This window comes from Labrys sp. F242, assembly GCF_057813875.1.
Genome location: NZ_JBVASG010000001.1, coordinates 3,227,416 through 3,253,530, shown reverse-complemented (window position 1 = coordinate 3,253,530; position 26,115 = coordinate 3,227,416). Strand labels below are relative to the sequence as shown.

Genomic DNA, 26,115 nt, shown 5'->3' with positions numbered 1-26,115 from the left:
CTTCGCGGATCATCGGGATGTCGCAAAGAGGAGAATTTTACAAGCTCCTCGGCAAGAGGGGACTTCCATGACGATCGAGACGACCAGCCGCCCGACCGGCGGCGTGACCTATCAGAGTGTCGACGAAGCCTATTTCGAACAACGCCAGCTCAAGCGCCATGCCGGGCTGTTCACCTTGTGGATGATGGGGGTCGGCGCCGTCGTCGCCGGTGAGTATTCGGGCTGGAACATCGGCCTGTCCCAGGGCGGCTTCGGCGGCATGCTGTTCGGTGCCCTGATCATCGGCTTCATGTATGTCTGTCTGTGCTCCTCGATCAGCGAGATGAGCGCGGCCCTGCCGCATACGGGCGGCGCCTATTCCTTCGCGCGCACCGCGCTCGGGCCCTGGGGCGGCTTCACCACGGGCCTGGCCGAGAACATCGAATTCGTGCTGGCGCCCGGCGCCAACATGTTCTTCATGGCCTCCTATCTCGCCGCCATTTTCGGTACGCCCGACAGCTGGCTGCCGCTGTGGTGGGTCGCCGGCTATATGGTGATGCTCGGCCTGTCCGTCCGCGGCCTGGAGCTGTCCATGCGTGTGGTGGTCTGGATCACCGTCGCGGCGGTGCTGGTCCTGCTGTTCTTCTTCGCCGTGGCCATCCCGCATGTCGACTTCGTCAGGCACGCGCTCAACATCGGCGCCGAGGGCAAGCTTGTCGCTGACGGTAACGGCCCCTGGCTGCCCTTCGGCCTCACCGGCATCATGTTGTCGCTGCCCTTCGGCGTCTACATGTTCCTGGCGGTCGAGCAATTGCCGCTCACCGCCGAGGAAGCCAAGAACCCCACGCGCGACATGCCGCGCGCCCTGATCCTGTCGATCCTGACGCTGATCGCGCTCGCCCTCGGCGTGCTGTTCTTCAGCGCCTCCATTCCGCCGGGCGCCCATGCCATGGGCTCGTCGGGCGAGCCGCTGCTCGATGGCTTCCGCACCATCTTCGGCGACGGCTGGGCCAAGCTGCTGGCGGGCGTGGCGGTGCTGGGGCTTGCCGCGAGCTTCTTTGCCGGCAGCTTTGCCTCGGGCCGCAACATCTATTCGCTGTCGCGCGCCGGCTATTTGCCGACCGTCCTGTCGGTGACCAATCCCCGCACCAAGACGCCGAACATCGCGCTGGCCACCGGCGCGGGCTTTGCCCTCATCGTGCTGCTGGCGATCTGGTTCCTGGGCGGCAAGGACAATGTCGCCTTCATGGCCGGCTTCCTGGTCAGCATGATCGTGTTTGCCGGCATGGTGTCCTACATCCTGCAGAGCATCGCTTTCCTGCGCCTGCGCAGGCTCTATCCCGACATCGCCAGGCCGTTCCGCAGCCCCTTCGGTGCCTTCGGGGCCTATGCCACCATCGGCATCTGCATCCTCACGCTCGGCTACCAGTTCTTCGATCCGCTCTATCGCTGGGCGGCGATCGCGGCGGCGGCCTGGTACCTCATCGGGCTCGGCTATTTTGGTTTCTACCGCCGCCATCGCCTGGTGCTGTCGCCGGAAGAGGAGTTCGCGGTGTCCGGCGGCACGCGCGGCCGCCCGCTCGGCGAGCCTTGAGGCGCCGGCGTGGGCGAACGGATATCGGCCGGATAGTCGGCCGATTATGGATCGAATAGTCTAAATACAAGCGAGGACATCATGGCCGGAAGGCTAGCAGGCAAGACCGCCATCATTTCGGGCGGGGCGACGGGCATGGGCGGGGCGGCTTCCAAGCTGTTCGCGGCCGAGGGCGCCAAGGTTGCCATCATCGACCGCAATGCCGTCGCGGCTGAGGAGACGGCGGCCGCCATCCATGCGGCCGGAGGAGAGGCGGCCGCCTTCATCGCCGATGTCTCGGAGGAGGCCGAGGTCGAGGCAGCGGTCAAGGCAGTGCAGGAGCGCTTCGGACCCGTGACCACTTTGTTCAACCATGCCGGCACCATCCTGATCAAACCCTTCCTCGAGATCTCGCTCACCGAGTGGGACTGGCTGCATGCGGTCAATGTCCGCTCGATGTTCCTGATGACACGGGCGGTGCTGCCGCAGATGATCGGCAATGGCGGGGGAGCGATCGTCTGCACCTCCTCGATCTCGGCGGTGGCGGCAACGCCGATGGAAGTGCTCTACGACACCACCAAGGGCGCCTGCCACATGTTCGCCCGGGCCATTGCGGTGGAGTTCCGGGACCGCAACATCCGCTGCAACGCCGTCTGCCCGGGCTTCATCCGCACGCCGCACGGCCTGCGCGAGGTTGCCGAATTGCAGGCGCATGGGGTCGACGTCTCCGACGCTGCCATCGCGGCTCAGCAGGGGCGGATCGGTGAGCCCGAGGATGTCGCGCGGGCCGCGCTCTATCTGGCCAGCGACGAGTCGAGCTTCGTCAACGGTGCCCACCTGTTCGTGGACAACGGCTTCACCGCAATCTGAGCCTTTGCCGCCCTCTTCCCTCCGGCCGGCGAAGCGCGATATCGTGACGCCGACCGGAGCATGATGGGGGAGGGCGACGTGAGCGCCAGCGACGACACACAAGCGAACGGCCTGTCCGCACTGGATCTGGCCTTCCTGCGGCAGTCGATCGCGCTGTCGGACGAGTCCAGGCGACGCGGCCGCCATCCCTTTGCCGCGCTGGTGGTCGACCGGGACGGTAATGTCGTCTCCTCGGCCGGCAACAATTCGATGCCGCCCGAGGGCGATCCGACCCAGCACGCCGAATTGGTGGCCGCCGCGGCGGCAGCCAAGGCAAGGACGCCGGAAGACCTTGCCGCCTCGACGCTCTACACCAGCGCCGAACCCTGCTGCATGTGCGCGGGAGCCGTCTATTGGACGGGCATCGGGCGGGTGGTCTATGCCCTCTCCGAGCGCCGCCTGCTCGAACTCACCGGCGCCCATCCCGAAAATCCGACCTTCTCGCTGCCCTGCCGCGAGATTTTCGCGCGGGGACAACGGCGGATCGAAGTGGTCGGCCCGGCACTGGAGGAGGAGGCCGCGGTGCCCCACCAGGGCTTCTGGACGTGAGAGGCAAGGCGCTTTCGCGGTATTTGTCGGGCGTTACGCCCCGCGCGGTCTCGACTTTTGTCATTGCCGGGCTCGACCCGGCAATCCAGCGCTCTTTCAGCGGGCGGATCCGGAGGCGCTGGATGCCTGGGGCACGCCCGGACATGACAAGGTCTGTGTTTTTTAATAGATCAGGCGCTCACAAGCTCTGAATACGAGACTCTCCGTCGTCCCGCCCGGTGTTATCGAGGAGGCTCGGCGGCGGTGCTGGCACGATCGCGCGGGCCAATCGGCAGGGTGATCTCGAAGGCAGCTCCTCCGGACGCAGCAGGCTGATAGGTTGCAGTGCCGCCATGGGCGATGGCGATGGCGCGCACCACGGTCAGTCCCAGCCCCGAGCCGCCCTTGGCGCGCGATCGTGAGAATTCAGCGCGGGAGAAGGGCTCGAAGGCCTGTGCGACGAAATCGGGCGGCAGGCCCTGGCCCTCATCCTCCACCCGGATGGTGATCGTGGCCGTCGCCTTTGCCATGCTGATGAGGATGCGCCCCGGCTTGGCATAACGCAGCGCATTGTCGATCAACGCGAGGAGGGCCTGGCGCACGCGCGTACCGTCGCACCAGACCCGCACGTCTTCCAGTGTCACCTCGGCATGAAAGCCGCCGGCTTCGATGGCCGGCCGCATCACGTCCACGGCGCGTTCGACCTCGCCTGCCAGGCGGACGAGCTCGAAACGCAGGTCGAACCTGCCGCTGTCGACCAACGTGGCGACGCGCAGATCATCCACCAGACGCGACAAGCCCTCAACCTGTGTCAGCAGAGTTCGATACAGCGCTGGCGAGGGCTGGAACACCCCATCCGCCAAGCCTTGGATACGACCGCGCAGGATGGTGAGCGGCGTGCGCAGCTCATGCGCGATCGCGGCGTTCCAGGCGGTGACGTCGGCGGCCATTTTCTGCAGGCGGCTGGCCATCTCGTTGAAATCATCCGCCAGATGCGCGGTCTCGCCGAGCGAGCGGTCGCCCGCCACGGCGCGGGCCGAAAGATCGCCGTCGGCGATGCGCCGGGCACTCGCCGCCACCGAATTAAGGGGCGCCAGGATGCGTCCGGCCAGCCGAAAGGCCGCGATGATCGCCGCGACCAGGGCAAAGAACACCATGATCGCGATGGCCAGCAGGTCCGGCCCGGTCGGAATCAGGCTGTCATTTTCGGCCAGGTCCGGGAAGAAGGCGACGAGCAGGGCATAGAAGATGTAAGAGCCGACGATCAGCACCAGCGCCGCGATCAGCGACACATAGATCATCGACAGGGTGATCTGCCGGCTGAGGCCCCGGAAGCGGATCATCGCGTGCTGCCCAGCCTGTAGCCGACGCCGCGGACATTGACGAGCATCCCGGCGACGCCGGCGCATTCGAGCTTGCGCCTGAGATTGCTGACATGGCTGTCGACGGTGCGGTCTAGCGCATCGCTGCCGGGCAGGCAGGCATCGACCAGTTCGCTGCGGGTGAAGACACGCAGCGGCGAGCGCGCCATATGGGCCAACAGCCGGAATTCGGTGAGAGTCAGGTTGAGCACCTCGCTGTCATCACGTCCGTTGACGCGGGCGAGATAGGCGTCGAGATCGAGTTCCAGAGTGTCGATCCTTAGGATGCCGCTGGTCTTGGCCGAACTCGAACGGCGCAGCACAGCCTTGGCGCGCGCGACGACTTCGGCCGGATTGAAAGGCTTGACCACATAGTCGTCGGCCCCGATGCGCAGCGCCTGCAGGCGGTCGATATCCTGTTCGAGCGCCGTGATCATGATCACCGGCGTGTCGCCGCGATGGCGCAGTTCCGACAATGCTTCCCAGCCGTCGACGCGCGGCATCATCACGTCGAGCAGCACCAGATCCGGCTTGAGTGCCTGGTGCAGGTCGAGCGCGATGCGCCCGTCCGCGGCTCGCACCGTGCGGAAGCCTTCCCGCTCCAGATAGGCCTCCAGGATAGTAGCAATTTCGGCCTCGTCCTCGGCGATCAGGATGAGGGCGCTCATGTCGGGTCTCCGTCGGCACGTAACATTGTAAAACTCGAAAATGCCGGCGTATTCGCGTTTCGATCGCCTGATGGTTCTCGATACCAAGTCAGGGATTGGCGAAAATCGCAGACGGGAACCGAGAGTCATGGGACATGCTTCTCGGCAATGTCGTGCGGTTTGTGCCACGAGGCGGCCCGGCAGTCGATGCTTGCGACGCCGCCTCCATACGATCTCCATCAAGTCTCGACAGTTCCCCAACCAAGGCGCGCGATAGGCGGCGCCTCGTGATCCATCCTCGGATCGCCAGCAAGCCGAAAGCCATGATCAAGATCTCACGTCTGTGCCTGCTTCTCCTCGCCCTTGCCTTGCTGTTCGTCTGGACGGCCGGTGGAACATCCATGGCTGAAGGAACCGATGCGGCGGAAACCAAGGCTGCGCTCGTTTCGGTGTCGCAGGCGACATCCGAGACAGTGACGCTCTTCGACGAATTGCCGGGGCGGGTTTCCGCTTTTCGCACGGCCGATATCCGGCCGCAGGTCGGCGGCATCGTCGAGCGCCGCTTGTTCGAGCAGGGATCCGAAGTCGTTCAAGGCCAGGCGCTCTATCAGATCGCCGCTTCGCCGTTCCAGGCCGATGTCGACATGGCGGCTGCCGCGCTGCTGCGCGCCGAAGCCATGCTGGAACGGGCCCGCAAGGCGCATGAGCGGGCCGAGAGGCTGGTCAAGGTCAAGGCGATCAGTGCTGACAGCTTCGACCAGGCCGTCTCCAGTCTGGCACAGACACAGGCCGGCGTTGCCGAAGCCAAGGCGACGCTACAGCGGCGCAAGCTCGATCTCGCCTTCACCACGGTACGGGCGCCGATCGGCGGGCAGACGGGGCGGAGCCTGGTCAGCGAGGGAGCTCTGGTCAGTGCGAACGATGCCAATGCCCTGACCACGATCCAGCAGATCGACAGGGTCTTTGTCGACATCCTCCAGCCGGCGGCCAGCATCGAGGCGGTCAGGCAGGCGGCGCGCGATGGACTGCTCGACGATGCCTCGAAATTGCCCGTCGACCTTTTCGCCACCGACGGCCGGCGCTACCCGGTTTCCGGACGAGCACTGTTCTCCGACATCAGCGTCGATCCGGGTACCGGCAATCTCATGGTGCGCGTCGAGGTCGACAATCCCGGCCGCGCGCTGCTGCCGGGCATGTATGTGCGGGCCCGCTTGCCGCGCGGCATTCGCAAGGACGTCCTGCTGGTGCCCGAGCAGGCCGTGGCCCGAGACGCCGCCGGGCAGCCCCAGCTCGTGGTGCTCACCGAGGGCAAGCCGGAGCGCCGCGCCATCCGGCTCGGCGACGCTGTCGGAGGCCGCGTCATCGTCGCCTCCGGGCTGAGGGCGGGCGAGATCTATGTCGTGCAGGGCCAGGAGCGCGCCCAGGACGGCGAAGCGGTGAGAACGGTGCCTTTCGAGGACGATGCTCTAGCCGCCAAACCATCGCAACCCCTGCTACGCTGAGAACCGGCGAGACCCGACATGGCCCAGTTTTTCATCAATCGCCCGGTGTTTGCCTGGGTGATCGCCATCTTCATCACCCTGTTGGGCTTGATTGCCCTGCCGCAGCTGCCGATCTCGCGTTTTCCGCCGATCGCGCCGCCCAGCGTCAGCATTGCCGCCAGCTATGTCGGAGCCTCGCCGCAGACGATCGAAGACGGTGTCGTCAGCCTGATCGAGCGTGAATTGTCGGGGGTGAAGGACACCCTTTATTTCGAATCCTCGACCGACACCTCGGGATCGGCGGATATCACGGTCACCTTCAAGCCCGGCACCGACCCGCAGATGGCGCAGGTCGACATCCAGAACCGGCTCAAGGCGATCGAAGCGCGCCTGCCCCAGGCCGTGCGCCAGACGGGATTGTCGGTGGAGGCCGCTTCCTCGGGCTTCCTGATGATCGTCGGCCTGAATGCCAAGGATGGGCGCTATGACGAACTGACGCTCGGCGACTACATGACACGCAACATCGCCGAAGAGCTCAAGCGCGTGCCCGGCGTCGGCCGGGTGCAGTCCTTCAGCTCGGAGAAGGCGATGCGGATCTGGGTCGATCCGGCTCTGCTGATCTCCTATTCACTGTCGCTCTCGGACGTCACCAGCGCCATCCAGGCCCAGAATGCGCAGATCGCGCCGGGGCGGGTGGGCGCGGAGCCGACGGTACCGGGCCAGATGGTCTCCATTCCCCTGACGGTGCAGGGCCAGTTGCAGACCCCGCAGGAATTCGCCGCCATCGTGTTGCGGGCCCGCGCCGACGGCTCCAAGCTGGTGCTGGGCGATGTCGCGCGCGTGGAGATCGGCGCGCAAAGCCTGAGCTATTCCATTCGCGAAAATGGCAAGCCGTCGACGGCGGTCGCCATCCAGCTTTCGCCCGGCGCCAATGCAGTCGCGACCGCCGACGGCGTGCGCGCGCGCCTCGCCGAACTCGCCACCACCATGCCGAAGGGCATGAGCTATTCCATCCCCTACGACACCGCTCCCTTCGTGAAGGTGTCGATCGAGAAGGTGGTGGCTACGCTGCTGGAAGCGATGGTCCTGGTCTTCGCGGTGATGTTCCTCTTCCTGCAGAAGGTCCGCTATACGCTGATCCCCGCCATCGTGGCGCCCATCGCGCTGCTCGGCACCTTCGCCGTGATGTGGGGCGCGGGTTATTCGATCAACGTGCTCACCATGTTCGGCATGGTGCTGGCCATCGGCATCATCGTCGACGACGCCATCGTCGTAGTCGAGAATGTCGAGCGCATCATGGCGAGCGAAGGACTGCCCCCGAAGCAGGCGACCGAAAAGGCGATGAAGGAGACCACCGGCGCCATCGTCGGCATCACGCTGGTGCTGGCGGCGGTGTTCATCCCGATGGGCCTGGCCGGCGGATCGGTCGGTGCAATCTACCGCCAGTTCACCATGTCGATGGCGGTGTCCATCCTGTTCTCGGCCTTGCTGGCGTTGACGCTGACACCGGCCCTGTGCGCCACGCTGCTCAAGCCGGTCGCCTCCGGGCATCATGCCAAGGGAGGGTTCTTCGGCTGGTTCAATCGCAGCTTCGACCGCCTGACGGCGGGCTATGCGGGCTGGGTCGGCGGGCTGATCCGGCGGACGGGCCGGGTGATGGTTGTTTATCTCGTCCTGATCGGCGGGCTGGTCTATGCCTATGGGCAATTGCCATCCTCCTTCCTGCCCCAGGAAGACCAGGGCAATTTCATCACTTCCTTCTCGCTGCCCTCCGATGCCACCGCCGAGCGCACGCTTGCCATCGTCAAGCAATTCGACCTGCATGTCGTCGCGCGCCCCGATGTCTCCAGCTCCATTGCCGTCATGGGCTACGGCTTTGCCGGTGCCGGGCCGAATACGGCGATCGCCTTCACCACGCTGAAGGATTGGAGCGAGCGCAGCACCAGCGTCGACGACGCCATTGCCGGCGCCACGCAAGCCATGGCCGATATCCGCGAGGGCACCGTGATGAGCCTCAAGCCGCCGGCCATCGACGAATTGGGCACGACATCCGGTTTCACGCTGCGCCTGCAGGACAGGGCGAACAGGGGCTATGCCGCGTTGATGGCGGCACAGAGCCAGCTGATCGAGCTTGCTTCCAGGAGCAGCCTGGTGACCGGCGTCTATGCCGAAGGCCTGCCCAACGGCCCGAGCATGCGGCTGAAGATCGACCGCCAGAAGGCGGAGGCGCTGGGCGTGCCCTTCACCGCGATCAACGATGCGCTGTCTGTCGCCATCGGCTCGTCCTACGTCAACGACTTCCCCAATCTCGGCCGGCTGCAGCAGGTGATCGTGCAGGCCGATGCGCCGGCGCGCATGCGCATCGACGATGTGCTCAAGCTGCGCCTGCGCAACAATGCCGGCGGCATGGTTGCCCTGTCGGAGGTAGTCACGCCGGTCTGGCAGACGAGCCCGCTGCAATTGGTGCGCTATAACAGCTTCCAGGCCGCGCGCATCGCCGGCTCGGCGGCTCCCGGTGTTTCTTCCGGCGATGCCATGGCCGAGATGGAACGGCTTGCGGCGAAATTGCCCGCCGGCTTCGCCATCGCCTGGACCGGCGAGTCCCTCCAGGAACAGCTCTCGGGCGCGCAAGCGCCGGCCCTGCTCGGGGTGTCGATGCTGGTGGTGTTCCTGGTCCTGGCCGCGCTCTACGAAAGCTGGTCCGTGCCGTTCTCGGTCATGCTGGTGGTGCCGCTCGGCATTCTCGGTGCCGTCGCCGCGGTGCTGCTGCGCGGCCTGGAGAACGACGTGTTCTTCAAGGTCGGCCTCGTCACCATCATCGGCCTCGCGGCCAAGAATGCCATCCTGATCGTCGAATTCGCCCAGTCGCTGCGCGCGGCAGGCCGGCCCCTGCACGAGGCCGTGACCGAGGCCGCGCGCCTCAGGCTGCGGCCGATCCTGATGACCTCACTCGCCTTCGCGCTCGGCGTGGCGCCAGCGCCGAGACACAGCACGCCATCGGCACCGGTGTGTTCGGCGGCATGGTCTCGGCCACGCTGCTGGCGGTGTTCTTCGTGCCGGTGTTCTATGGGGTGGTGATGAAGCTCTTTGGCCGACGCAAGCCGGAGGCGATTCCGGCCGATGCCAGCGCCCAGCGGGCGGAATGAGCAGGGCGGCGGCCTGAGGGCTGAATGCCTCAGGCCGCCGCGACATCGAGCAGGGAGGCGATCGCCGATGAGGTGAAGCCGCCGATGCCTTCGCGAATGTCGGCGCCGATGGCTGCAGCCAGCCCCTCTTCGTTGCGCTGACGCAAGGCCTGGATGATTTCCTGGTGCCGGTCGACCACATAGAGTTCGGCGACATGCTCCATGGCGACGCCCTGGACCGGGCCGAGCTGCAGCCAGACGCTCTCGATCATCGGCAGGATGATGCGGTCCGGGCTGATCGCGTAGATGGTGCGGTGAAATTGCTGGTTGGCGAGCAGGGCGCCGACCTTGTCCTGCCTGTGGATGGCCTGGTCGATGGCGAGATCCATCTCGACCAGCTGGCCGATCTGCCGCTCGGTGATATGCGCAACGGCGCGCCGTGCTGCATGCTGTTCCAGCACGACGCGCAGGGAGATCAGCTCCTCGAAGAGGTCCGGCGTGACGGCGGGCACCTGGATCCGGCGGTTCTCGAGCAGTTTCAGGGCGCCGATCGAGGTGAGTTGCCTGAGCGCCTCCCGCACGGGCGTGGAGCTGCTTTCGAGCGCGGCGGCGAGACCGCGTATGGTCAGCGAGGTTCCAGGCCGGAAAGCCCCCACCATGATGGCCTGCCTGAGGCGCAGGAAGACATAATCATGCGTCGTCATGCCATCGGCCCGGGCCAATGGCGGCAGTGCCAGCTTCTTCAATAACCTCGCCTCCTCATCAAACCAGCATCTGCTTATCGCGAAGTCGGGCTTGCTTCCAGTCGGATATGATGTCACATACCTAATAATGTGATCACAAAATGGAGTGCGCATGATGACGTCCGAAAGCATCGATGGGGACACCTTGGCAGACCTGCTCAAGGAGGACAGTCCGATCGAGAGCATTCAGGCCGTGGTCTGCGATCTCAACGGCATCATGCGTGGCAAGCGCGTGCCGGTCAGGCAGGCCGAGAAGGTGCTGGGCGGGGGTATCCGCATGCCCCTGTCAATCGTCGGCGTCGACGTCTGGGGCGAGGATATCATCGGCAGTGAGCAGGTATTCGCCAGCGGCGACATGGATGGCATCTGCGGGGCGACCGGACGCGGCATCCTGCCGGTGAACTGGACGTCGCGGCCGAGCGCCATGGTGCCGCTCTGGCTCTTCCTGGAGAATGGCGAGCCTTTTCTCGCCGATCCGCGCCAGGCCCTCGCTGCCGTGGTGCGCGAATACCAGAAGCTCGGCCTGCGTCCCGTGGTGGCGACGGAGATGGAATTCTATCTGATCGATCCGGAGCCGGACAGCGCCGTGCCGCCGATCTCGCCCTACACCGGCAAGCGGCTCGATTCGGACGCCATTCTCTCCATCGACGAGCTCAACGATTTCGGCGAGTTCATTTCCGACGTCTATGCCGAATGTGCGCGCCAGAACGTGGCGGCGGACGCCGCTGTTGCCGAGAACGGCATCGGCCAGTTCGAGATCAACCTCTTGCACAGCGACGATCCCTTGAAGGCGGCCGACGACGCCGTGTTCTTCAAGCGCATCGTCAAGGGCGTTGCCCGCAAGCATGGTCTGGCTGCGACCTTCATGGCCAAGCCCTATGGCATGCGCTCGGGCAACGGCATGCATGTGCATTTCAGCCTCCTTGACGCCGAGGGGCGCAACGTCTTCGACGACGGCAGCAAGGAAGGCTCGCCGATCCTGCGGCATGCAGTCGCCGGCTTGCTGCGCGGCATGGCCGAGACCACGCTATTGTTCGCGCCGCATTTCAATTCCTATCGCCGCCTGCGGCCCGATACCCACGCCCCGACCACGATCGCCTGGGGCTATGAGAACCGCACCGCCGCGGTCCGCATCCCCGGCGGCAGCCCGGCGGCGCGGCGCATCGAACACCGGGTCGCCGGGGCTGATGCCAATCCCTATCTGGTGGTCGCCGCCATACTTGGCGCTGCCCTGATCGGCATCCGCAAGCAATGGACCCCGCCCGAGCCCATCGTCGGCCGCGCCCATCTGCCAAGTGCCTCGGCCAAGATCCCCTCGGAATGGGGACAGGCGGTCGATGCCTTCGAGGCAGGCGAGATCGCCGCCGAGATTTTCGACCCCGTGCTGCGCTCCATGCTGATTGCCTGCAAGCGCCAGGAGATCGCCGGTTTCACCGAACAGGTCACCGACTACGAATTCGCCGCCTATCTCGAAATCGTCTGACCGCCATCCATTCCACCGAGATCCCGGCTGCGGCCCCAGGCCAAACCCCTGGTTTGGCCTGGCTGCGCGACGACCGGTCTGTTGAGGTATGCCTGCCATGTCCACCGTCGAGTTCACCGCTGCGCAGCCCCCGTCGTCCAACGCTGGCCATGCGCCATCCTACTATGCTGCGACGGCCAAGGGCGCCTTCGAGCGCCCCAGGCTGAATGAGCATCTGAGCGCCGATATCTGCGTCATCGGCGCCGGCTTCACCGGCATTTCCGCGGCACTGGAACTGGCCGAGCGAGGCTATAGCGTGGTGGTGCTGGAAGCCGTCCGCATCGGCTTCGGCGCGTCTGGGCGCAATGGCGGCCAGATCGTCAACGGCTATAGCCGCGACCTTGACGTGATCGAAAAGCGATATGGCGACCAGGCGGCCAAGGCGCTCGGCGCCATGGCCGGGGAGGGGGCCGATATCATCCGTGGCCGCATCGCTTCCTACGACATCGATTGCGACCTGGTGCCGGGCGGCTTCTTCGCCGCCTTCACCGACAAGCAGTTGCGCGAACTCGACGATCAGCAGCGCATCTGGGAGAGCCATGGCCATGGCGGCCTTGAGCGGATCGACCGGGCTGGCCTGCCGGCCATCGTAAAATCGGATCGCTATGTCGGAGGCCTGGTCGACCACAAGGGCGGTCACATCCACCCGCTCAGCCTGGTGCTGGGCGAGGCGGCGGCGGTCGAGCGGCATGGCGGACGCATTTTCGAGCACTCGCCGGTCGTCTCGGTCGAGCAGGGGGCCAGGCCGGTGGTGCGCACCAGGCACGGAGCGGTGACCTGCACCTATCTCCTCGTCTGCGGCAATGCCTATATCGGCAATCTCCTGCCCGAGATCGGCGGCAAGATGATGCCGGTCTCCAGCCAGGTCGTCGCCACCGAGCCGTTGGACGAGGCGGTGATCCGTGATTTGCTGCCGGCCAATTATTGCGTTGAGGACATGAACTACATCCTCGACTATTACCGCCGCACCGCCGACAACCGCCTGCTTTTCGGCGGCGGCATCGTCTATGGCGGCGGTGATCCGGCCAGCATCGAAGCCAAGATCCGGCCGAGCCTTGCCAGGACCTTCCCGCAACTTGCCAATATCCGCTTCGACTATGCCTGGAGCGGCAATTTCGCGCTGACCCTGACGCGCATCCCGCATGTCGGGCGCCTGTCGCCGTCGATCTATTTCTCGCATGGCGACAGTGGCCATGGCGTGACCACCACCCATCTGCTCGGCAAGATCCTGGGCGAGGCGGTGGCCGGCCAGGCCGAGCGTTTCGATGTCTGGAGCAGCCTGCCCTACTACCCCTTCCCGGGTGGCAAGACCTTCCGGGTGCCGCTGACCGTGCTCGGCGCCTGGTGGTACGGCTTGAGGGACAAATTCGGCCTGTGACCGGGGGGCGATTTTCTACCCTCCCCTGGAAGGGGAGGGTAGGCCCACGCCTGCGACAAGATGGCCGTCCCCGTGGATTGGCGGCGCAGAGCAGTGTAAGTCTGACGAAATCACGAGAGGCCGGCGACAGCCTCCGCAATGAGGGAGTGAGAGATGCTCGACAAGCGCAAATTCTACATCGACGGCAAATGGGTCGATCCCGTCGTTCCCAACGATCTGCAGGTGCTGGATCCGGCCACCGAGCAGCCGGTCGCCGTGATCTCCATGGGCACGCCCGCCGATGTCGACAAGGCTGTCGCCGCCGCCAAGAAAGCCTTCGCCACCTATTCGCGCACCAGCGTCGAGGAACGCCTGGCGCTCCTGGAAAAGCTGCTCGAAGTCTACAAGCGCCGCTATGAGGAGATGGCGCAGACCATCACGCTCGAACTCGGCGCGCCGATTTCGATGAGCCGGGCCCAGCAGGCCGATGTGGGCGTGGGCCATTTGCAGGGCTTCATCGAGGCGCTGCGTCATCTCAAGGCCCGTGACACCCTGCCCAATGGCGACGTGGTGCTGCGGGAGCCGATTGGCGTCTGCGGCCTGATCACCCCCTGGAACTGGCCGATCAACCAGATCGCGCTCAAGGTGGTGCCCGCGCTCGCCACCGGCAGCACCTGCGTGCTCAAGCCGAGCGAGTTCACCCCCCTCAATGCGCTGCTCTATGCCGAAATGGTCGAGGAAGCCGGCTTCCCCGCCGGCGTGTTCAACTTGGTGAACGGCGACGGCCCCTCGGTCGGCGCTGCCCTCTCCAAGCACAAGGATATCGACATGATGTCCTTCACCGGCTCGACCCGCGCCGGCATCGCCGTCAGCAAGGATGCGGCCGAGACCGTCAAGCGCGTCACGCTCGAGCTCGGTGGCAAGTCGCCCAACATCATCTTCGAGGATGCCGACCTCGAGGATCGCGTTGCCGGCAGTGTGCTGGAATGCTTCAACAACTCCGGCCAGTCCTGCGATGCCCCGACGCGCATGCTGGTGCAGCGCTCGGTCTACGATAAGGTCGTCGAGATCGCCGAGCGCACCGGCAGGACGCAGGCCGTCGGCGATCCCAAGCAGGAGGGCGAGCATATCGGCCCGCTGGTCAGCGATATCCAGTTCGGCCGCGTACAGGCTCTGATCGAAGCCGGCGTCGCCGAAGGCGCGCGGGTACTGATCGGCGGTCCCGGCAAGCCGGAAGGCTATGAAAAGGGCTATTTCGTCAAGCCGACCATCTTCGCCAATGTCGATCCGAACATGCGCATCGCCCGCGAGGAGATCTTCGGCCCGGTACTGTCGATCATCCCCTTCGACACCGAGGAGCAGGCGATCGAGCTGGCCAACGATACCAATTACGGCCTTGCCGCCTATCTGCAGACGGGTGACGACAAGCGGGCCGAGCGGGTGGCGGCCAGGCTGCGCGCCGGCATGGTGCACATCAATGGCGGGCCGCATCGCTATGGCAGCCCGTTCGGCGGCTACAAGCAGTCCGGCAATGGCCGCGAAGGCGGCATCTTCGGCCTGGAGGACTTCCTCGAGGTGAAGACCGTGCATCGTCCCTGACGGGCTGGGCACCCATCACAAACCGGCGCCGGGATCCTCCCGGCGCCGCTGTCATTCATGGTCGGGATATCGGCCGATCCGGCCGGGCGGAGGCTAAATCGAGAGCTGCCAGGGACGCTTCTGCGATGTCGGCCAGATCCTGGCGCGAAGCCCCGTCCTGTGCCTGCAGCGACAGGGCCTGCAGGATGGCCGCGAAGAAGCGTGACAACCGGCCGATATCGGCTGCGGACGAGAGGTCGCCCTCGGCGCGGCCACGCTCCAGTCTTTGATGGATGAGGTCCTCGGTAGTTTTTCTGAGGCCGCGCATATGCATACGCACAGCCGCATTCTGCTCCTGGCAGTTGATCAGGCCGAGACTGACCATGCAGCCGCCCTGGGAGGGGCTGGCCAGCGCTATATCGATGCTGGCGAGCAGCATGGCGGCGATGGCCTCCCGGGTCGAGGCGGTGTCGGCGAGGATGCGCATGCTGCCGCTGCCAGCGGTGGCGAGGTAGAGATCGATGGCCTCGCGGAAGATCGCTTCCTTGCTGTCGAAGGCGGCGTAGAAGCTGGGCGGGTTGATGCCCATGGCTGCGGTCAGATCGGCAAGCTGCGTCGCCTCGTAACCCTTGGCCCAGAAGACCTGCATGGCGCGTTCGAGCGCAGCACTGCGGTCGAAGGCACGAGGGCGTCCGCGGGCTGCCATGGAAATCCTTTCTGTAGTTTCAATTATAGAATTCTTGACATGCTGGCATGAGGCTTTTTATGTAATCCGAATTACAGAATGGAGCAAGCCATGGACAATGCTATGCGCGCCCAGCGCATCGAGACGATCCGCAGCTATTTCCGGCTGGTGGACGCCAGGGACCCGGCCTTGCTGGATCTGTTTACGGATGAAGTGCGATTCTACTTTCCCAAATTCGGGATGGCTGTGGGCAAGGCCGCCGTGGTCGGCTTCGGCGAGCGGATCGGGCGTGAGTTGCGCAGCCTGATCCACGACATCGATGGTCTCATCTTCACGGTCGACGGGGACCGTATCGTGGTGGAGGGGCAGGAGGCCGGCGTCACTATGGCCGGCGAAAGCTGGCCTGACGGCGAGATCTCGCAAGGCCGTTTCTGCAACGTGTTCGAATTCGACGGCTCCCTGATCAGCCGCACCTATATCTATGTCGATCCGGATTTCACCAGTACCGACCAGCCGCGGCTGCAACGCTATCGGGACGGCGGCGAGATTGCATCGCCGCGCGAGGTGGCGCTGCGTTATCTGGAGGCGGTCGGACTTTATCGTGCCGAGCCGGGTGATCCGCAGCGCCTGGTTGCGATCACCGACCTCTTCTCCGAGGATGCCGATTGGGACATCGCGGGTGACCGGGCGCGCGTGCCGTGGATCGGGCCTCGTCGGGGCAAGGCGGAGATCGCCACCTTCTTCCGCGAGCTGATCTCCAGCATCGAACCCAGGTATTTCGAGGTGCGCTCCGTCCTGGCGGATGGCGAACGGGCCGTTATCCTCGGAGAGCTTGCCTCGCTGGTACGCGCCACCGGCAGGCTGATCGAGACCGGGTTCGCCTTCGACCTCACGGTGAGGCAGGGCAGGATCGTGCGCTACCGCATGCTGGAGGATAGCTACGCCGTGGCGCAGGCTGCCTGATAAAGAGTGTCCCGCCGCCTCATGAGAAGCAGCGGGACACTAAAACCCTATCGGTGTCCTACTTCATCGTCGGCATCACGAAATCGGCGCCGGCGCGGATACCGGTGGGCCAGCGGCTCGTGATGGTCTTGAGCTTGGTGTAGAAGCGCACGCCCTCGGCGCCGTGCATGTGATGGTCACCGAACAGCGAGGACTTCCAGCCGCCGAAAGAGTGGAACGCCATCGGCACCGGGATCGGCACGTTGATGCCGACCATGCCGACCTGGATCTGGTGGGCGAATTCGCGGGCGGCATCACCGTCGCGGGTGAAGATCGCGGTGCCGTTGCCGAATTCATGCTCGTTGATCATGCGGGCAGCGGTGGCATAGTCGGGTGCGCGGGCCACTGCGAGCACCGGGCCGAAGATCTCTTCCTTGTAGATCGTCATGTCGGTGCTGACGCCATCGAACAGGGTACCGCCGAGATAATAGCCGTTCTCGTAGCCCTGCATGGCGAAGCCACGCCCGTCCACCACCAGTTTGGCGCCTTCGGCGACGCCGGTGTCGATATAGCCGCGCACCTTGTCGAGATGCTGCTTGGTGACGAGCGGACCCATTTCGGCTTCCGGATCGGTGCCGGGACCGATCTTGAGGGCGCGCACGCGGGGTTCGAGCTTGGCGAGCAGCGCCTCGGCGGTGGCTTCGCCGATCGGCACCGCAACCGAGATCGCCATGCAGCGCTCGCCGGCCGAGCCATAGGCCGCGCCCATCAGGGCGTCGACGGCCTGGTCCATGTCGGCGTCGGGCATGACGATCATGTGGTTCTTGGCACCGCCCAGCGCCTGGCAGCGTTTGCCGTTGTGCGAGGCGGTTTCGTAGATGTAGCGGGCGATCGGTGTAGAGCCGACGAAGCTGACGGCCGAGATGTCGGGATCGGTGAGGATGGCGTCGACGGCTTCCTTGTCGCCCTGGACCACATTGAAGACGCCATCCGGCAGGCCGGCCTCCTTGAGCCATTGCGCCAGGAGGAGCGAAGCGGACGGGTCGCGCTCGGAAGGCTTGAGGATGAAGCAGTTGCCGCAGGCCAGCGCCACCGGGAACATCCACATCGGCACCATGGCGGGGAAGTTGAACGGCGTGATGCCGGCAACGACGCCGAGCGGCTGGCGCAGGGAATGGCTGTCGACGCGCGTGCCGACATTTTCCGTCACTTCGCCCTTGAGGAGCTGGGGCGCGGAGGTGGCAAACTCCACCACTTCCATGCCGCGCTGGATCTCGCCCTTGGCGTCCGACAGTACCTTGCCATGCTCGGCCGTGATCGCGGCGGCGAGCTCGTCGGTGCGTTCTTCCAGGATGTGCAGGAACTTGTTGAGGATGCGGGCGCGGCGCAGCGGCGTGGTAGCGGCCCAGCCGGGGGCGGCGGCCTTGGCGGCGGCGGAGGCCTCGCGCACTTCGGCAACTGAAGCGAGGGCGACTTCGGCTGCAGCCTCGCCGGTGGCGGGATTGTAGACCGCGGCCTTGCGGCCGCTGCGGCCGACGACCAGCTTGCCGCCGATGAAATGGGAGATCTCGCGCGTCATCCTCTTCCTCCTGTCGCTCCGTCCGTCGATCGGGCGGCTTTCGGCGCGATCTATGCAGTTGATCCGTTCGCACAGCAATGAGAAGGATTGCACTTCCGATGTGCAAAAATTAAAGTCATTGGCGAATGATCTTCCCGGGTGCACGGGCAGGATGCCCGTGCACCCGGGATGTGTTCACCGCCTCCACCAAACCGGAGCCGCTGCCCTCGCATGAACTGGGATCACGTCCGCATCTTCCTGGCGGTGGCGCGCAGCGGCCAATTGCTCGGCGCAGCGCGGCAACTCGGGCTCAACCATGCCACTGTCGGCCGCCAACTTACGGCGCTCGAGGAGACGTTCGGGGCGCGGCTGGTCGAGCGCCAGACCCAGGGCTGTACGCTGACACCAGCCGGCGAGGCCCTACTGGTCGCAGCGGAGAAGGCCGAATCCGAATTCCTGCGTGTCGGTGCCCTGGTTTCCGGCACCATGGCGGAGATCAGCGGCACGGTGCGTGTCGGCGCGCCGGACGGGCTCGGCAACTACTTCCTGTCGCATGAACTGGGCGCCTTGGCCGCCCGCCACCCGGAACTGGTGGTGCAACTGGTGCCGCTGCCGCGAACCTTTTCGCTGTCACGGCGCGAGGCCGATATCGTGGTGACGCTGGACCGCCCGGTGCAGGGGCGGCTGATGGTCAAGAAGCTGACCGACTATACGCTCAGCGTCTATGCTTCCAGGCGCTATCTCGAAGAGACCGCCCCCATCACCTGCGAAGAGGATCTGGCCGGCCACCTCTTCGTCACGCATGTCGACGACCTCGTCTACAGCCGGGCGCTGGACTATGCCGAGACGCTGGGCAGGCTGATGCGCCGGCGTTTCGAATGCGGCAGCGTGGTCGCCCAGATGGAGGCTGTGCGGGCCGGCCACGGCATCGGTATCCTGCACGATTATGCCGCCCGGCAATATCCCGAGCTGAAGCGTCTGCTGCCGGGCACGCGCTTCACCCGCAGCTATTGGCTGGTTTCCCACCCCGACACGCACAACACCCGCCGCGTCGCCGCTGTCGCCGACCACATCACGGCCCGCGTGCGGGCCGAGCGGGCCAATTTCGCGCGGGATTGAGCAAACCTCCCGGGCCGCCTCACGCCCGTCCCGAGGCCATCGCCGTCTGCGGCGTGTCGTTGATCGGGAAATGCAGCGCCGCCGCCATCAGACTGGCAAGGGCGGTCGCCCACCACACCAGCGTGTAGGAACCGGTGAGGTCGAAAGTCAGGCCACCGAGCCAGGCGCCGAGAAACGAGCCGATCTGGTGGCTGAGAAAGCAGATGCCGAACAAGGTGCCGAGATGGCGTACGCCGAAGACCTTGGCGACGAGACCGCTGGTGAGGGGAACCGTGCCGAGCCAGGTCAGGCCCATCATGGCCGCGAACAGGGCGACTGATATGTCAGACTTCGGCGCCAGGAAGAAGGCGGCGATGGTGACACCCCGGATCAGGTAGAGCCAGCCGAGCACATGTTGCTGCCGATAGCGGCCACCGAGCCAGCCGCAGGCCCAGCTTCCCGCCATGTTGAACAGGCCGATCAAGGCGAGGGCCTTCGCGCCGGTACCGGCGGGCATGTGGCAGAGCGAAAGATAGCCCGGCAGATGGGTGGCGATGAAGGCGAGCTGGAAGCCACAGGTGAAGAAGCCGAGGGTGAGAAGGCAATAGCCGCGATGGCCGAGAGCCTGTTCCAGCGCGGCTTTCAGCGGCAGGCCTGCCTCTTCCTTTTTGACCGCGGCCAGCCTTGGCCGGCCATCCAGAAACAGGCCGAAAGGCGCCGCGGCCAGCATGACGAGCGCCAAGACGATGAGGGCGGTGGACAGGCCCGAATGCTCCGAGACGATCTGCGCCAGGGGCACCATCGCGACCTGGCCGAACGAGCCGCCGGCGCTGGCGATGCCCATGGCCATGCTGCGCTTTTCGGGCGAGGTCCTGCGGCCGACCGCGGTCAGCACGACACCGAAGGCCGTGCAACTGATGCCGATGCCGACCAGGACGCCGAGACCGAGGATGAGCATGATCCCTGAGGGTGCCATGGCGGCAATGCCGAGGCCCAAGGCGAACATGGCGGCGCCGAATGCCACGACCGGTGCCGAGCCGTAGCGGTCGGCCGCAGCGCCGGCAAAAGGCTGCGCCGCGCCCCAGACCAGGTTGTGGATGGCGATGGCAAAGGCGATCAGGGTGACGGGAAGGCCCCGGTCCATCGAGAAAGGCTCGACGAAAAGCCCGAAGGTCTGCCGGATGCCCATGGCCGCGCTCAGGATGACGGCCGCGGACAGGATCAGCAGTGTCTGGCGACTGAATACGGGCCTGGCTTTGATCGGATCGGACAGGGCCATTTCCATCTCCTCGGGAGAGGGCGATCGCGTTCCCGACGCCGCCGCTTCATCCCGTTTCTCGGGGGAGCTCAATAGATGGCGGGGACGATTCACCCGAATGACCGGCCTGTACACTCACTGTACGGTATACTTGATTCATTGGACGATCTGATCCTCGACCTTGATTGACGAGACGCCCCTGCTTGCGCCAAGGGATAAGGGGCTAACGATGCGGAAATGGGGTAGGCTGGAGAAGAGCAGGAAGAGTGCCGGACAATTCGAATTCCCGAACGGTGGTCACCGCCCGACGCATCGAAACCAACGTACCGCCGTCACTACGGCGCTTCCTCGCGCTTGCGGATTTCGAACCGGCAGCCCGCCGGCATCTGCCGCGCCAGATCTATGGCTATTATGCCGGTGCTGCCGAGACGAATGCGGCGCATGCCGGCAACACCCGGGCGCTGGCCGCCCTCGGGCTGGTGCCACGCGTGCTCGTCGATACCAGGGCGCGTTCGACGCATCAGACCCTGTTCGGCCAGGCCTATGCCCTGCCGGTCGGCATAGCGCCCATGGGACTGTCGGGCCTTGCGACTTTCGAGGGCGACCTGGCCCTCGCCAAGGCGGCGGCTGCCGAGAACGCCCTGATGGTGGCCAGCGCCACCTCGCTGATCCAGTTGGAGCGGTTGGCCGAGGAGGGTGGGGCGCGCTGGTTCCAGACCTATCTGCCGGGCGAGCCCGAACGCATCAGCCGCATGGTGGCGCGCGTGGCGGCCGCGGGCTTTGAGACGCTCGTGCTCACAGCCGACGTGCCGGTCGCCGCCAATCGCGAGAACAACGCCCGCACGGGCTTCTCGACGCCCCTGAAGCCGAGCCTGAGATTGTTCTGGGATGGCATTACCCATCCGTCCTGGTCGCTGGGAACCTTCGCCCGCACCCTGGCCGGCGGCATGCCGCGCTTCGAGAACATGGACGCCTTTCGCGGCCCGACCCTGCTGTCCCGCAACGCGGTGCGCGACATCGGCGCACGCGACGGCCTCGACTGGAGCCATCTCGATCTCATCCGGCAATTGTGGCGTGGCAAGCTGGTGGTGAAGGGCATCCTCGCACCCGAAGACGTTGCCATCGCGCGTGACAGAGGGGTTGATGGCGTCTGGATCTCCAATCATGGCGGGCGCCAGCTCGATACGGCCATCGCCCCCATGACGGTCCTGGCCGAGGCCGTTTCGGCGGCTGGCGAGATGGCCGTGTTGATCGATGGCGGCTTCCGCCGTGGCACGGATGTCCTGAAGGCCTTGGCACTCGGGGCCGACTTCGTCTTCGTCGGGCGTCCTTTCCTGTTCGCCGCCGCCGTGGGGGGCGAGGGCGGCATTCGTCACGCCCTCGGCCTCCTCCAGGCGGAAATTGCGCGCAACATGGCCATGCTGGGCGTGAGCGACCTCGACGAATTGCAGCCTGTGCATGTACGTGCGGTAGGCTGATCGCAGGGGTTTCTTTCCCAAGCCAAATAAATTGCCCGCCTTGCCTCACAAGAGGCTTGACCTTCCCATGATGTCAAGCCTTACGCCCTGTCCAGGAAGGCTGGGAAACCAGCGGGAATCGACTGAGAGGCATGGGACGGGCTGATGAACGACCATCACCATCATCACGATCACCACCACGATCATGCCGGGGCGCATGCCGGCGTGAAGGACCCGGTCTGCGGCATGGAGGTCGATCCGGCGACCGCCAAGCATTCGCTTCGGCACGAGGGGCACCCCTACTATTTCTGCTCGGCCGGCTGCAAGTCGAAATTCGAGGCGGAGCCGGGGCGTTATCTCGGCGAGCGCAAACCCAAGCCGACCGCGCCTGAAGGCACGATCTACACCTGCCCGATGCACCCCGAGATTCGGCAGGAAGGGCCGGGATCCTGCCCGATCTGCGGCATGGCGCTCGAGCCTCTCCAAGTCACGGCCGAAGCCGGCCCCAATCCCGAACTCACGGATATGACGCGGCGCTTCAGGGTGAGCCTGGTGCTGGCCTTGCCCGTCTTCGTCCTGGAGATGGGCTCTCATCTCGTCCCCGCGCTGCATCATCTGGTGCCGCCGGCCCAATCGGCCTGGATCCAGCTCGTCTTGGCCAGTATCGTGGTGCTGTGGGGCGGCTGGCCCTTCTTCGTGCGCGGCTGGCAGTCCGTCCTGCGCCGCAACCTCAACATGTTTACCCTGATCGCCATGGGCACCGGCATTGCCTGGGTCTACAGCCTGGTGGCGGTGCTGGCGCCCGGCCTGTTCCCCGAAGCCTTCCGTGGCGACGATGGCAGCGTGGCCGTCTATTTCGAGGCGGCCGCGGTGATCACCGTGCTCGTGCTGCTCGGCCAGGTGCTCGAACTCAGGGCCCGCGAACATACCTCGGGGGCGATCCGGGCTTTGCTCAACCTCGCGCCGAAGACGGCGACGCTCATCCGGCCGGATGGCTCGGAAGAGGAGATCACGCTCGACAAGGTGGCGGTCGGCGACAATCTGCGTATCCGTCCCGGCGAGAAGGTGCCGGTGGACGGCAGTGTGCTGGAGGGTCGCTCCTCGCTCGACGAGGCCTTGGTGACCGGCGAATCCATGCCGGTGAGCAAGGCCGTCGGCGACAGCGTCATCGGCGGTACGCTCAACCAGACCGGCGCTTTGGTCATCCGCGCCGACAAGGTCGAGGGCGACACCATGCTGGCCCAGATCGTGCAGATGGTGTCGCAGGCGCAGCGTTCGCGTGCTCCGATCCAGCGCCTGGCCGACCAGGTGGCCGGCTGGTTCGTACCCCTGGTCATCCTGGTCGCGGCGGCGGCCTTTGCCGCCTGGGCCGTGTTCGGCCCCGAGCCTCGCTTCGCCTATGGCCTGGTCGCGGCGGTCACGGTGCTGATCATCGCCTGTCCCTGTGCCCTGGGATTGGCGACGCCGATGTCGATCATGGTCGGCGTCGGCAAGGGAGCGGGTCTCGGTGTGCTGATCCGGAACGCCGAAGCGCTGGAGCGGTTGGAAAAGGTCGACACCCTGGTGGTCGACAAGACGGGTACGCTCACCGAAGGGCACCCGACCCTTACCGCCATCTGGCCCGCCGAAGGCTTTGGCGAGGACGAGCTGCTGCGGCTGGCGGCCAGCGTGGAGCGCGCCTCCGAACATCCCCTCGCCCGGGCCGTGGTCGCGGCGGCGGAGGCGAAGGGCCTCGCCTTGTCCGCGGTTGTGGATTTCGATTCACCCACGGGCAAGGGTGCGAGGGGGACGGTCGAAGGCCGGCTGGTTCTTCTCGGCAATGCGGCCTTCATGGCGCAGGAGGGCGTTGCGGTCGCCCTGGCGGCGGAAGCCGACCGGCTGCGCCACGACGGGGCGACGGTAATCTTCGCCGCTGTCGACGGGCGCCTGGCCGGCCTGCTCGCCATTGCCGATCCGGTCAAGGAAACCACGCCGGCTGCCCTGGCCGCCCTGCGTGAGGAGGGCATTCATGTCGTGATGGTGACCGGGGACAACCGCGTTACCGCCGAAGCCATCGCCCGCCGGCTCGGCATCGATGCCGTCGAGGCCGAGGTCCTGCCCGAACGCAAGAGTGTGCTGGTCGAGGCCTTCAAGCGCGAGGGCAAGGTGGTGGCCATGGCTGGCGACGGCGTCAACGATGCGCCGGCCCTGGCGGCGGCCGATGTCGGCATCGCTATGGGTGCGGGCACGGATGTCGCGATCGAGAGTGCCGGCGTCACCCTGGTCAAGGGCGATCTCATGGGCATCGTGCGGGCAAGGCGGCTGTCGCAGGCCACCATGGCCAATATCCGCCAGAATCTTTTCCTCGCCTTCGTCTACAACGCAGCCGGCGTACCGGTTGCCGCCGGGGTGCTCTACCCCTTCTTCGGCATCCTGCTGTCGCCCATCATCGCCGCGGCCGCCATGGCGCTCTCCTCCGTCAGCGTCATCACCAATGCGCTCCGCCTGCGCGCACGCCAGCTCTGAATAAGGATTGGAACTATGAACAGACGTGAATTTCTGCTCTCGGGCGTTGCGGCCCTGGTGATTTCAGGCCCGGCCGCGGCGCAGATGCAGGACCATTCCGAGCATGGCATGCCGGGCATGGAGGGCATGTCCGGAGAGGCCGGCAAGATGGCGGCTCCCCGGAGTTCTCTGGCGCTGCCTGAGGGAGCCCCGTTGCGCGACCTGCCCCGCCTCGCCAACCGGGCCCGCGAACCCGGGCATTTCGAGGCCGAACTCACGGCCAAGCCCGCCATCGTGCGTTTTGCCGAAGGGATCGACACACCTATCCTCGCCTATGAGGGCGAGACTCCCGGTCCCCTGATCGAAGTGACCGAGGGCGACAAGGTCGCCATCCGCTTCGCCAATCGCCTGCCGGGCGAGGAGACCACCATCCACTGGCACGGCATGCCGGTGCCGGCGGAACAGGACGGCAATCCCATGGACCCGGTGGCCTCAGGCGCCGATCGGCTCTACGCCTTCGAACTGCCGGAAGGCAGCGCCGGCAGCTATTGGTATCATCCCCACCCCCACGGCCGTACGGCCGAGCAGGTCTATCTTGGTCTCGCCGGGGCCTTCATCGTCAAGCCCCGCCAGGATCCGATCCCGGCCGCCTATGGCGACACGCCGCTGTTCTTCACCGATCTGAGGCTGGCGGCGGACGGTTCGATCCCGGCCAGCACCATGGCGGATTTGATGAATGGGCGGGTCGGCGACCATGTCCTGGTCAACGGCCAGAAGAAGCCCGTCCTGACGCTGCCGGCCGGCAGCCGGCGCCGTTTCCGCCTGTTCAATGCCACCAATGCGCGCTTCCTGCGCCTCACCTTCGGCACGGCGGCGATAACGCTGATCGGCAGCGATGGCGGCCTGCTGGAAGCGCCGGTGACCGGCCTTCGCGCCATCGACCTGGTTCCCGCCGAGAGGGCGGAGGTCATCGTCGCCTTCGAGCAGCCGGGACGGGTGGTGCTGCGGACCGAGGATGTCGATCGCGGCTGGATGGGCCCCGGACGTCCCGATACCGCCGCTGAGCTGATGACCATCGAAGTCACGCGGGAACGGGCCGAGCCGGCCCCGCCTCTGCCCGCCAGGCTTCGCCGCATTGCCGATCTCGGCCTGCCCGTCGCCACGCGCCGCCTCGAGTTCACCGAAACCATGTCGATGGGGGAGGGTGGCATGAAAATGGGCTTTCTCATTAACGGTGCCGCCTTCGACATGGGCCGTGTCGATGTCGTCACCAAAGCGGGGCAGACCGAATTGTGGGAGATCGCCAATCTCGCCGACATGGATCACCCCTTCCATCTTCACGGCACGCAGTTCCAACTGGTGGAGACCGAGCGGGACGGCCGGGTGAGCAAGGCGCCTCATCGCGCCTGGAAGGATACGATCAATGTCGCGAGGGGCCAAACAGTGCGTCTGCTGGTGCGGCAGGACCAGCCGGGCCTGCGCATGTATCACTGCCATATCCTGGAACATGAGCAACTGGGAATGATGGGGGTCGCCGAGGTGCGGGCCTGATCTTATCGTCCTTCCTTGCTGTAGAAGCCTAAGGCTTCTGTATGAGTGCGAGGGGCTTGTAGACGAAAGGGTTTCAGCTAGGATGAATGACTGGCCGCGAGCAAGGAGTTCGAGGATCTTACTTTGCGGCCGGTGCCGGAAGAAGCGTACACATCAAGAATAGAGCGGTACCGCCATCTGCGGACATTCCTTGAAACGGATCGTCCCGACAGGAGGGATACCGTCGGCTTGGCGGTGTCGGGTCCGGTTTTCCCGTGATCCGCCACCCCTCGTTTGGAA

The 26,115-nt window shown here is 65.6% G+C and carries 18 protein-coding genes and 1 pseudogene; 13 read left to right on the top strand and 6 right to left on the bottom strand.

What is annotated here, in order from left to right:
* The first annotated feature begins 67 nt into the window (after positions 1 to 67).
* From ACZYTC_RS15300 to ACZYTC_RS15290, 3 genes are all read left to right on the top strand, one after another.
* Positions 68 to 1,573, top strand: a complete 1,506-nt coding sequence (locus ACZYTC_RS15300) for an amino acid permease (RefSeq protein ID WP_441772683.1) — start codon at positions 68 to 70, stop codon at positions 1,571 to 1,573.
* A gap of 81 nt (positions 1,574 to 1,654) precedes the next feature.
* Positions 1,655 to 2,422 (top strand): SDR family NAD(P)-dependent oxidoreductase, encoded by a 768-nt coding sequence (locus ACZYTC_RS15295; RefSeq protein WP_434955249.1) that lies wholly within the window; start codon positions 1,655 to 1,657, stop codon positions 2,420 to 2,422.
* Positions 2,423 to 2,500: 78 nt separating this feature from the next.
* Positions 2,501 to 3,010, top strand: a complete 510-nt coding sequence (locus tag ACZYTC_RS15290; protein WP_434955250.1) for a nucleoside deaminase — start codon at positions 2,501 to 2,503, stop codon at positions 3,008 to 3,010.
* A gap of 221 nt (positions 3,011 to 3,231) precedes the next feature.
* Here the strand turns inward: ACZYTC_RS15290 and ACZYTC_RS15285 are convergent, their stop codons facing one another.
* Positions 3,232 to 4,332, bottom strand: coding sequence for an ATP-binding protein (locus ACZYTC_RS15285; RefSeq protein ID WP_434955251.1), 1,101 nt, complete (start codon positions 4,330 to 4,332; stop codon positions 3,232 to 3,234).
* Entirely contained in the window at positions 4,329 to 5,018 is a 690-nt protein-coding gene (locus ACZYTC_RS15280) for a response regulator (protein ID WP_434955252.1), read from the bottom strand. Before ACZYTC_RS15280 ends, ACZYTC_RS15285 begins: the two co-directional genes overlap by 4 nt.
* A 266-nt stretch (positions 5,019 to 5,284) precedes the next feature.
* Here ACZYTC_RS15280 and ACZYTC_RS15275 point away from each other — a divergent pair, with 266 nt between their 5' ends.
* Together ACZYTC_RS15275 and ACZYTC_RS15270 are read left to right on the top strand one after the other, a co-directional pair.
* Positions 5,285 to 6,499: an efflux RND transporter periplasmic adaptor subunit gene (locus ACZYTC_RS15275; protein ID WP_488989937.1), complete on the top strand. Its 1,215-nt coding sequence runs from the start codon at positions 5,285 to 5,287 to the stop codon at positions 6,497 to 6,499.
* Between the two features lie 18 nt (positions 6,500 to 6,517).
* Positions 6,518 to 9,624 (top strand): annotated as a pseudogene (locus ACZYTC_RS15270) (multidrug efflux RND transporter permease subunit).
* Between the two features lie 29 nt (positions 9,625 to 9,653).
* Here ACZYTC_RS15270 and ACZYTC_RS15265 read toward each other — a convergent pair.
* Complete coding sequence (locus tag ACZYTC_RS15265; RefSeq protein WP_434955255.1) at positions 9,654 to 10,349, bottom strand: GntR family transcriptional regulator; 696 nt, start codon at positions 10,347 to 10,349, stop codon at positions 9,654 to 9,656.
* Between the two features lie 112 nt (positions 10,350 to 10,461).
* Between ACZYTC_RS15265 and ACZYTC_RS15260 the strand changes: the two genes are divergently transcribed.
* The 3 genes from ACZYTC_RS15260 to ACZYTC_RS15250 all read left to right on the top strand — a co-directional run bounded on the left by ACZYTC_RS15260 (position 10,462) and on the right by ACZYTC_RS15250 (position 14,824).
* Positions 10,462 to 11,829, top strand: coding sequence for a glutamine synthetase family protein (locus ACZYTC_RS15260; RefSeq protein ID WP_488990015.1), 1,368 nt, complete (start codon positions 10,462 to 10,464; stop codon positions 11,827 to 11,829).
* Positions 11,830 to 11,926: 97 nt separating this feature from the next.
* On the top strand, positions 11,927 to 13,246 hold the full coding sequence (locus ACZYTC_RS15255) for an NAD(P)/FAD-dependent oxidoreductase (RefSeq protein ID WP_488989936.1): 1,320 nt from the start codon (positions 11,927 to 11,929) through the stop codon (positions 13,244 to 13,246).
* A gap of 153 nt (positions 13,247 to 13,399) precedes the next feature.
* Entirely contained in the window at positions 13,400 to 14,824 is a 1,425-nt protein-coding gene (locus ACZYTC_RS15250) for an aldehyde dehydrogenase family protein (RefSeq protein WP_488989935.1), read from the top strand.
* Positions 14,825 to 14,879: 55 nt separating this feature from the next.
* On the opposite strand, the gene ACZYTC_RS15245 is transcribed toward ACZYTC_RS15250, so the two are convergent.
* On the bottom strand, positions 14,880 to 15,509 hold the full coding sequence (locus ACZYTC_RS15245; protein WP_488989934.1) for a TetR/AcrR family transcriptional regulator: 630 nt from the start codon (positions 15,507 to 15,509) through the stop codon (positions 14,880 to 14,882).
* Between the two features lie 90 nt (positions 15,510 to 15,599).
* Here ACZYTC_RS15245 and ACZYTC_RS15240 point away from each other — a divergent pair, with 90 nt between their 5' ends.
* Positions 15,600 to 16,451, top strand: coding sequence for a nuclear transport factor 2 family protein (locus tag ACZYTC_RS15240; protein WP_488989933.1), 852 nt, complete (start codon positions 15,600 to 15,602; stop codon positions 16,449 to 16,451).
* Positions 16,452 to 16,509: 58 nt separating this feature from the next.
* Here ACZYTC_RS15240 and ACZYTC_RS15235 read toward each other — a convergent pair whose 3' ends face one another.
* Complete coding sequence (locus tag ACZYTC_RS15235; protein WP_488989932.1) at positions 16,510 to 18,009, bottom strand: CoA-acylating methylmalonate-semialdehyde dehydrogenase; 1,500 nt, start codon at positions 18,007 to 18,009, stop codon at positions 16,510 to 16,512.
* Positions 18,010 to 18,219: 210 nt separating this feature from the next.
* Here ACZYTC_RS15235 and ACZYTC_RS15230 point away from each other — a divergent pair, with 210 nt between their 5' ends.
* Positions 18,220 to 19,107 carry a LysR family transcriptional regulator gene (locus tag ACZYTC_RS15230; RefSeq protein ID WP_488989931.1) on the top strand — a complete coding sequence of 296 codons (888 nt, stop codon included), beginning with the start codon at positions 18,220 to 18,222 and terminating at the stop codon, positions 19,105 to 19,107.
* Between the two features lie 19 nt (positions 19,108 to 19,126).
* On the opposite strand, the gene ACZYTC_RS15225 is transcribed toward ACZYTC_RS15230, so the two are convergent.
* Positions 19,127 to 20,365 carry an MFS transporter gene (locus ACZYTC_RS15225; protein WP_488989930.1) on the bottom strand — a complete coding sequence of 413 codons (1,239 nt, stop codon included), beginning with the start codon at positions 20,363 to 20,365 and terminating at the stop codon, positions 19,127 to 19,129.
* A gap of 245 nt (positions 20,366 to 20,610) precedes the next feature.
* On the opposite strand from ACZYTC_RS15225, the gene ACZYTC_RS15220 reads away from it, so the two are divergent.
* The 3 genes from ACZYTC_RS15220 (at position 20,611) to ACZYTC_RS15210 (ending at position 25,836) form a co-directional block, all read left to right on the top strand.
* Positions 20,611 to 21,822, top strand: coding sequence for an alpha-hydroxy acid oxidase (locus ACZYTC_RS15220; RefSeq protein WP_488989929.1), 1,212 nt, complete (start codon positions 20,611 to 20,613; stop codon positions 21,820 to 21,822).
* A gap of 144 nt (positions 21,823 to 21,966) precedes the next feature.
* Positions 21,967 to 24,306 carry a heavy metal translocating P-type ATPase gene (locus ACZYTC_RS15215; RefSeq protein WP_488989928.1) on the top strand — a complete coding sequence of 780 codons (2,340 nt, stop codon included), beginning with the start codon at positions 21,967 to 21,969 and terminating at the stop codon, positions 24,304 to 24,306.
* Positions 24,307 to 24,321: 15 nt separating this feature from the next.
* On the top strand, positions 24,322 to 25,836 hold the full coding sequence (locus tag ACZYTC_RS15210; RefSeq protein WP_488989927.1) for a multicopper oxidase family protein: 1,515 nt from the start codon (positions 24,322 to 24,324) through the stop codon (positions 25,834 to 25,836).
* Positions 25,837 to 26,115: the final 279 nt, after the last annotated feature.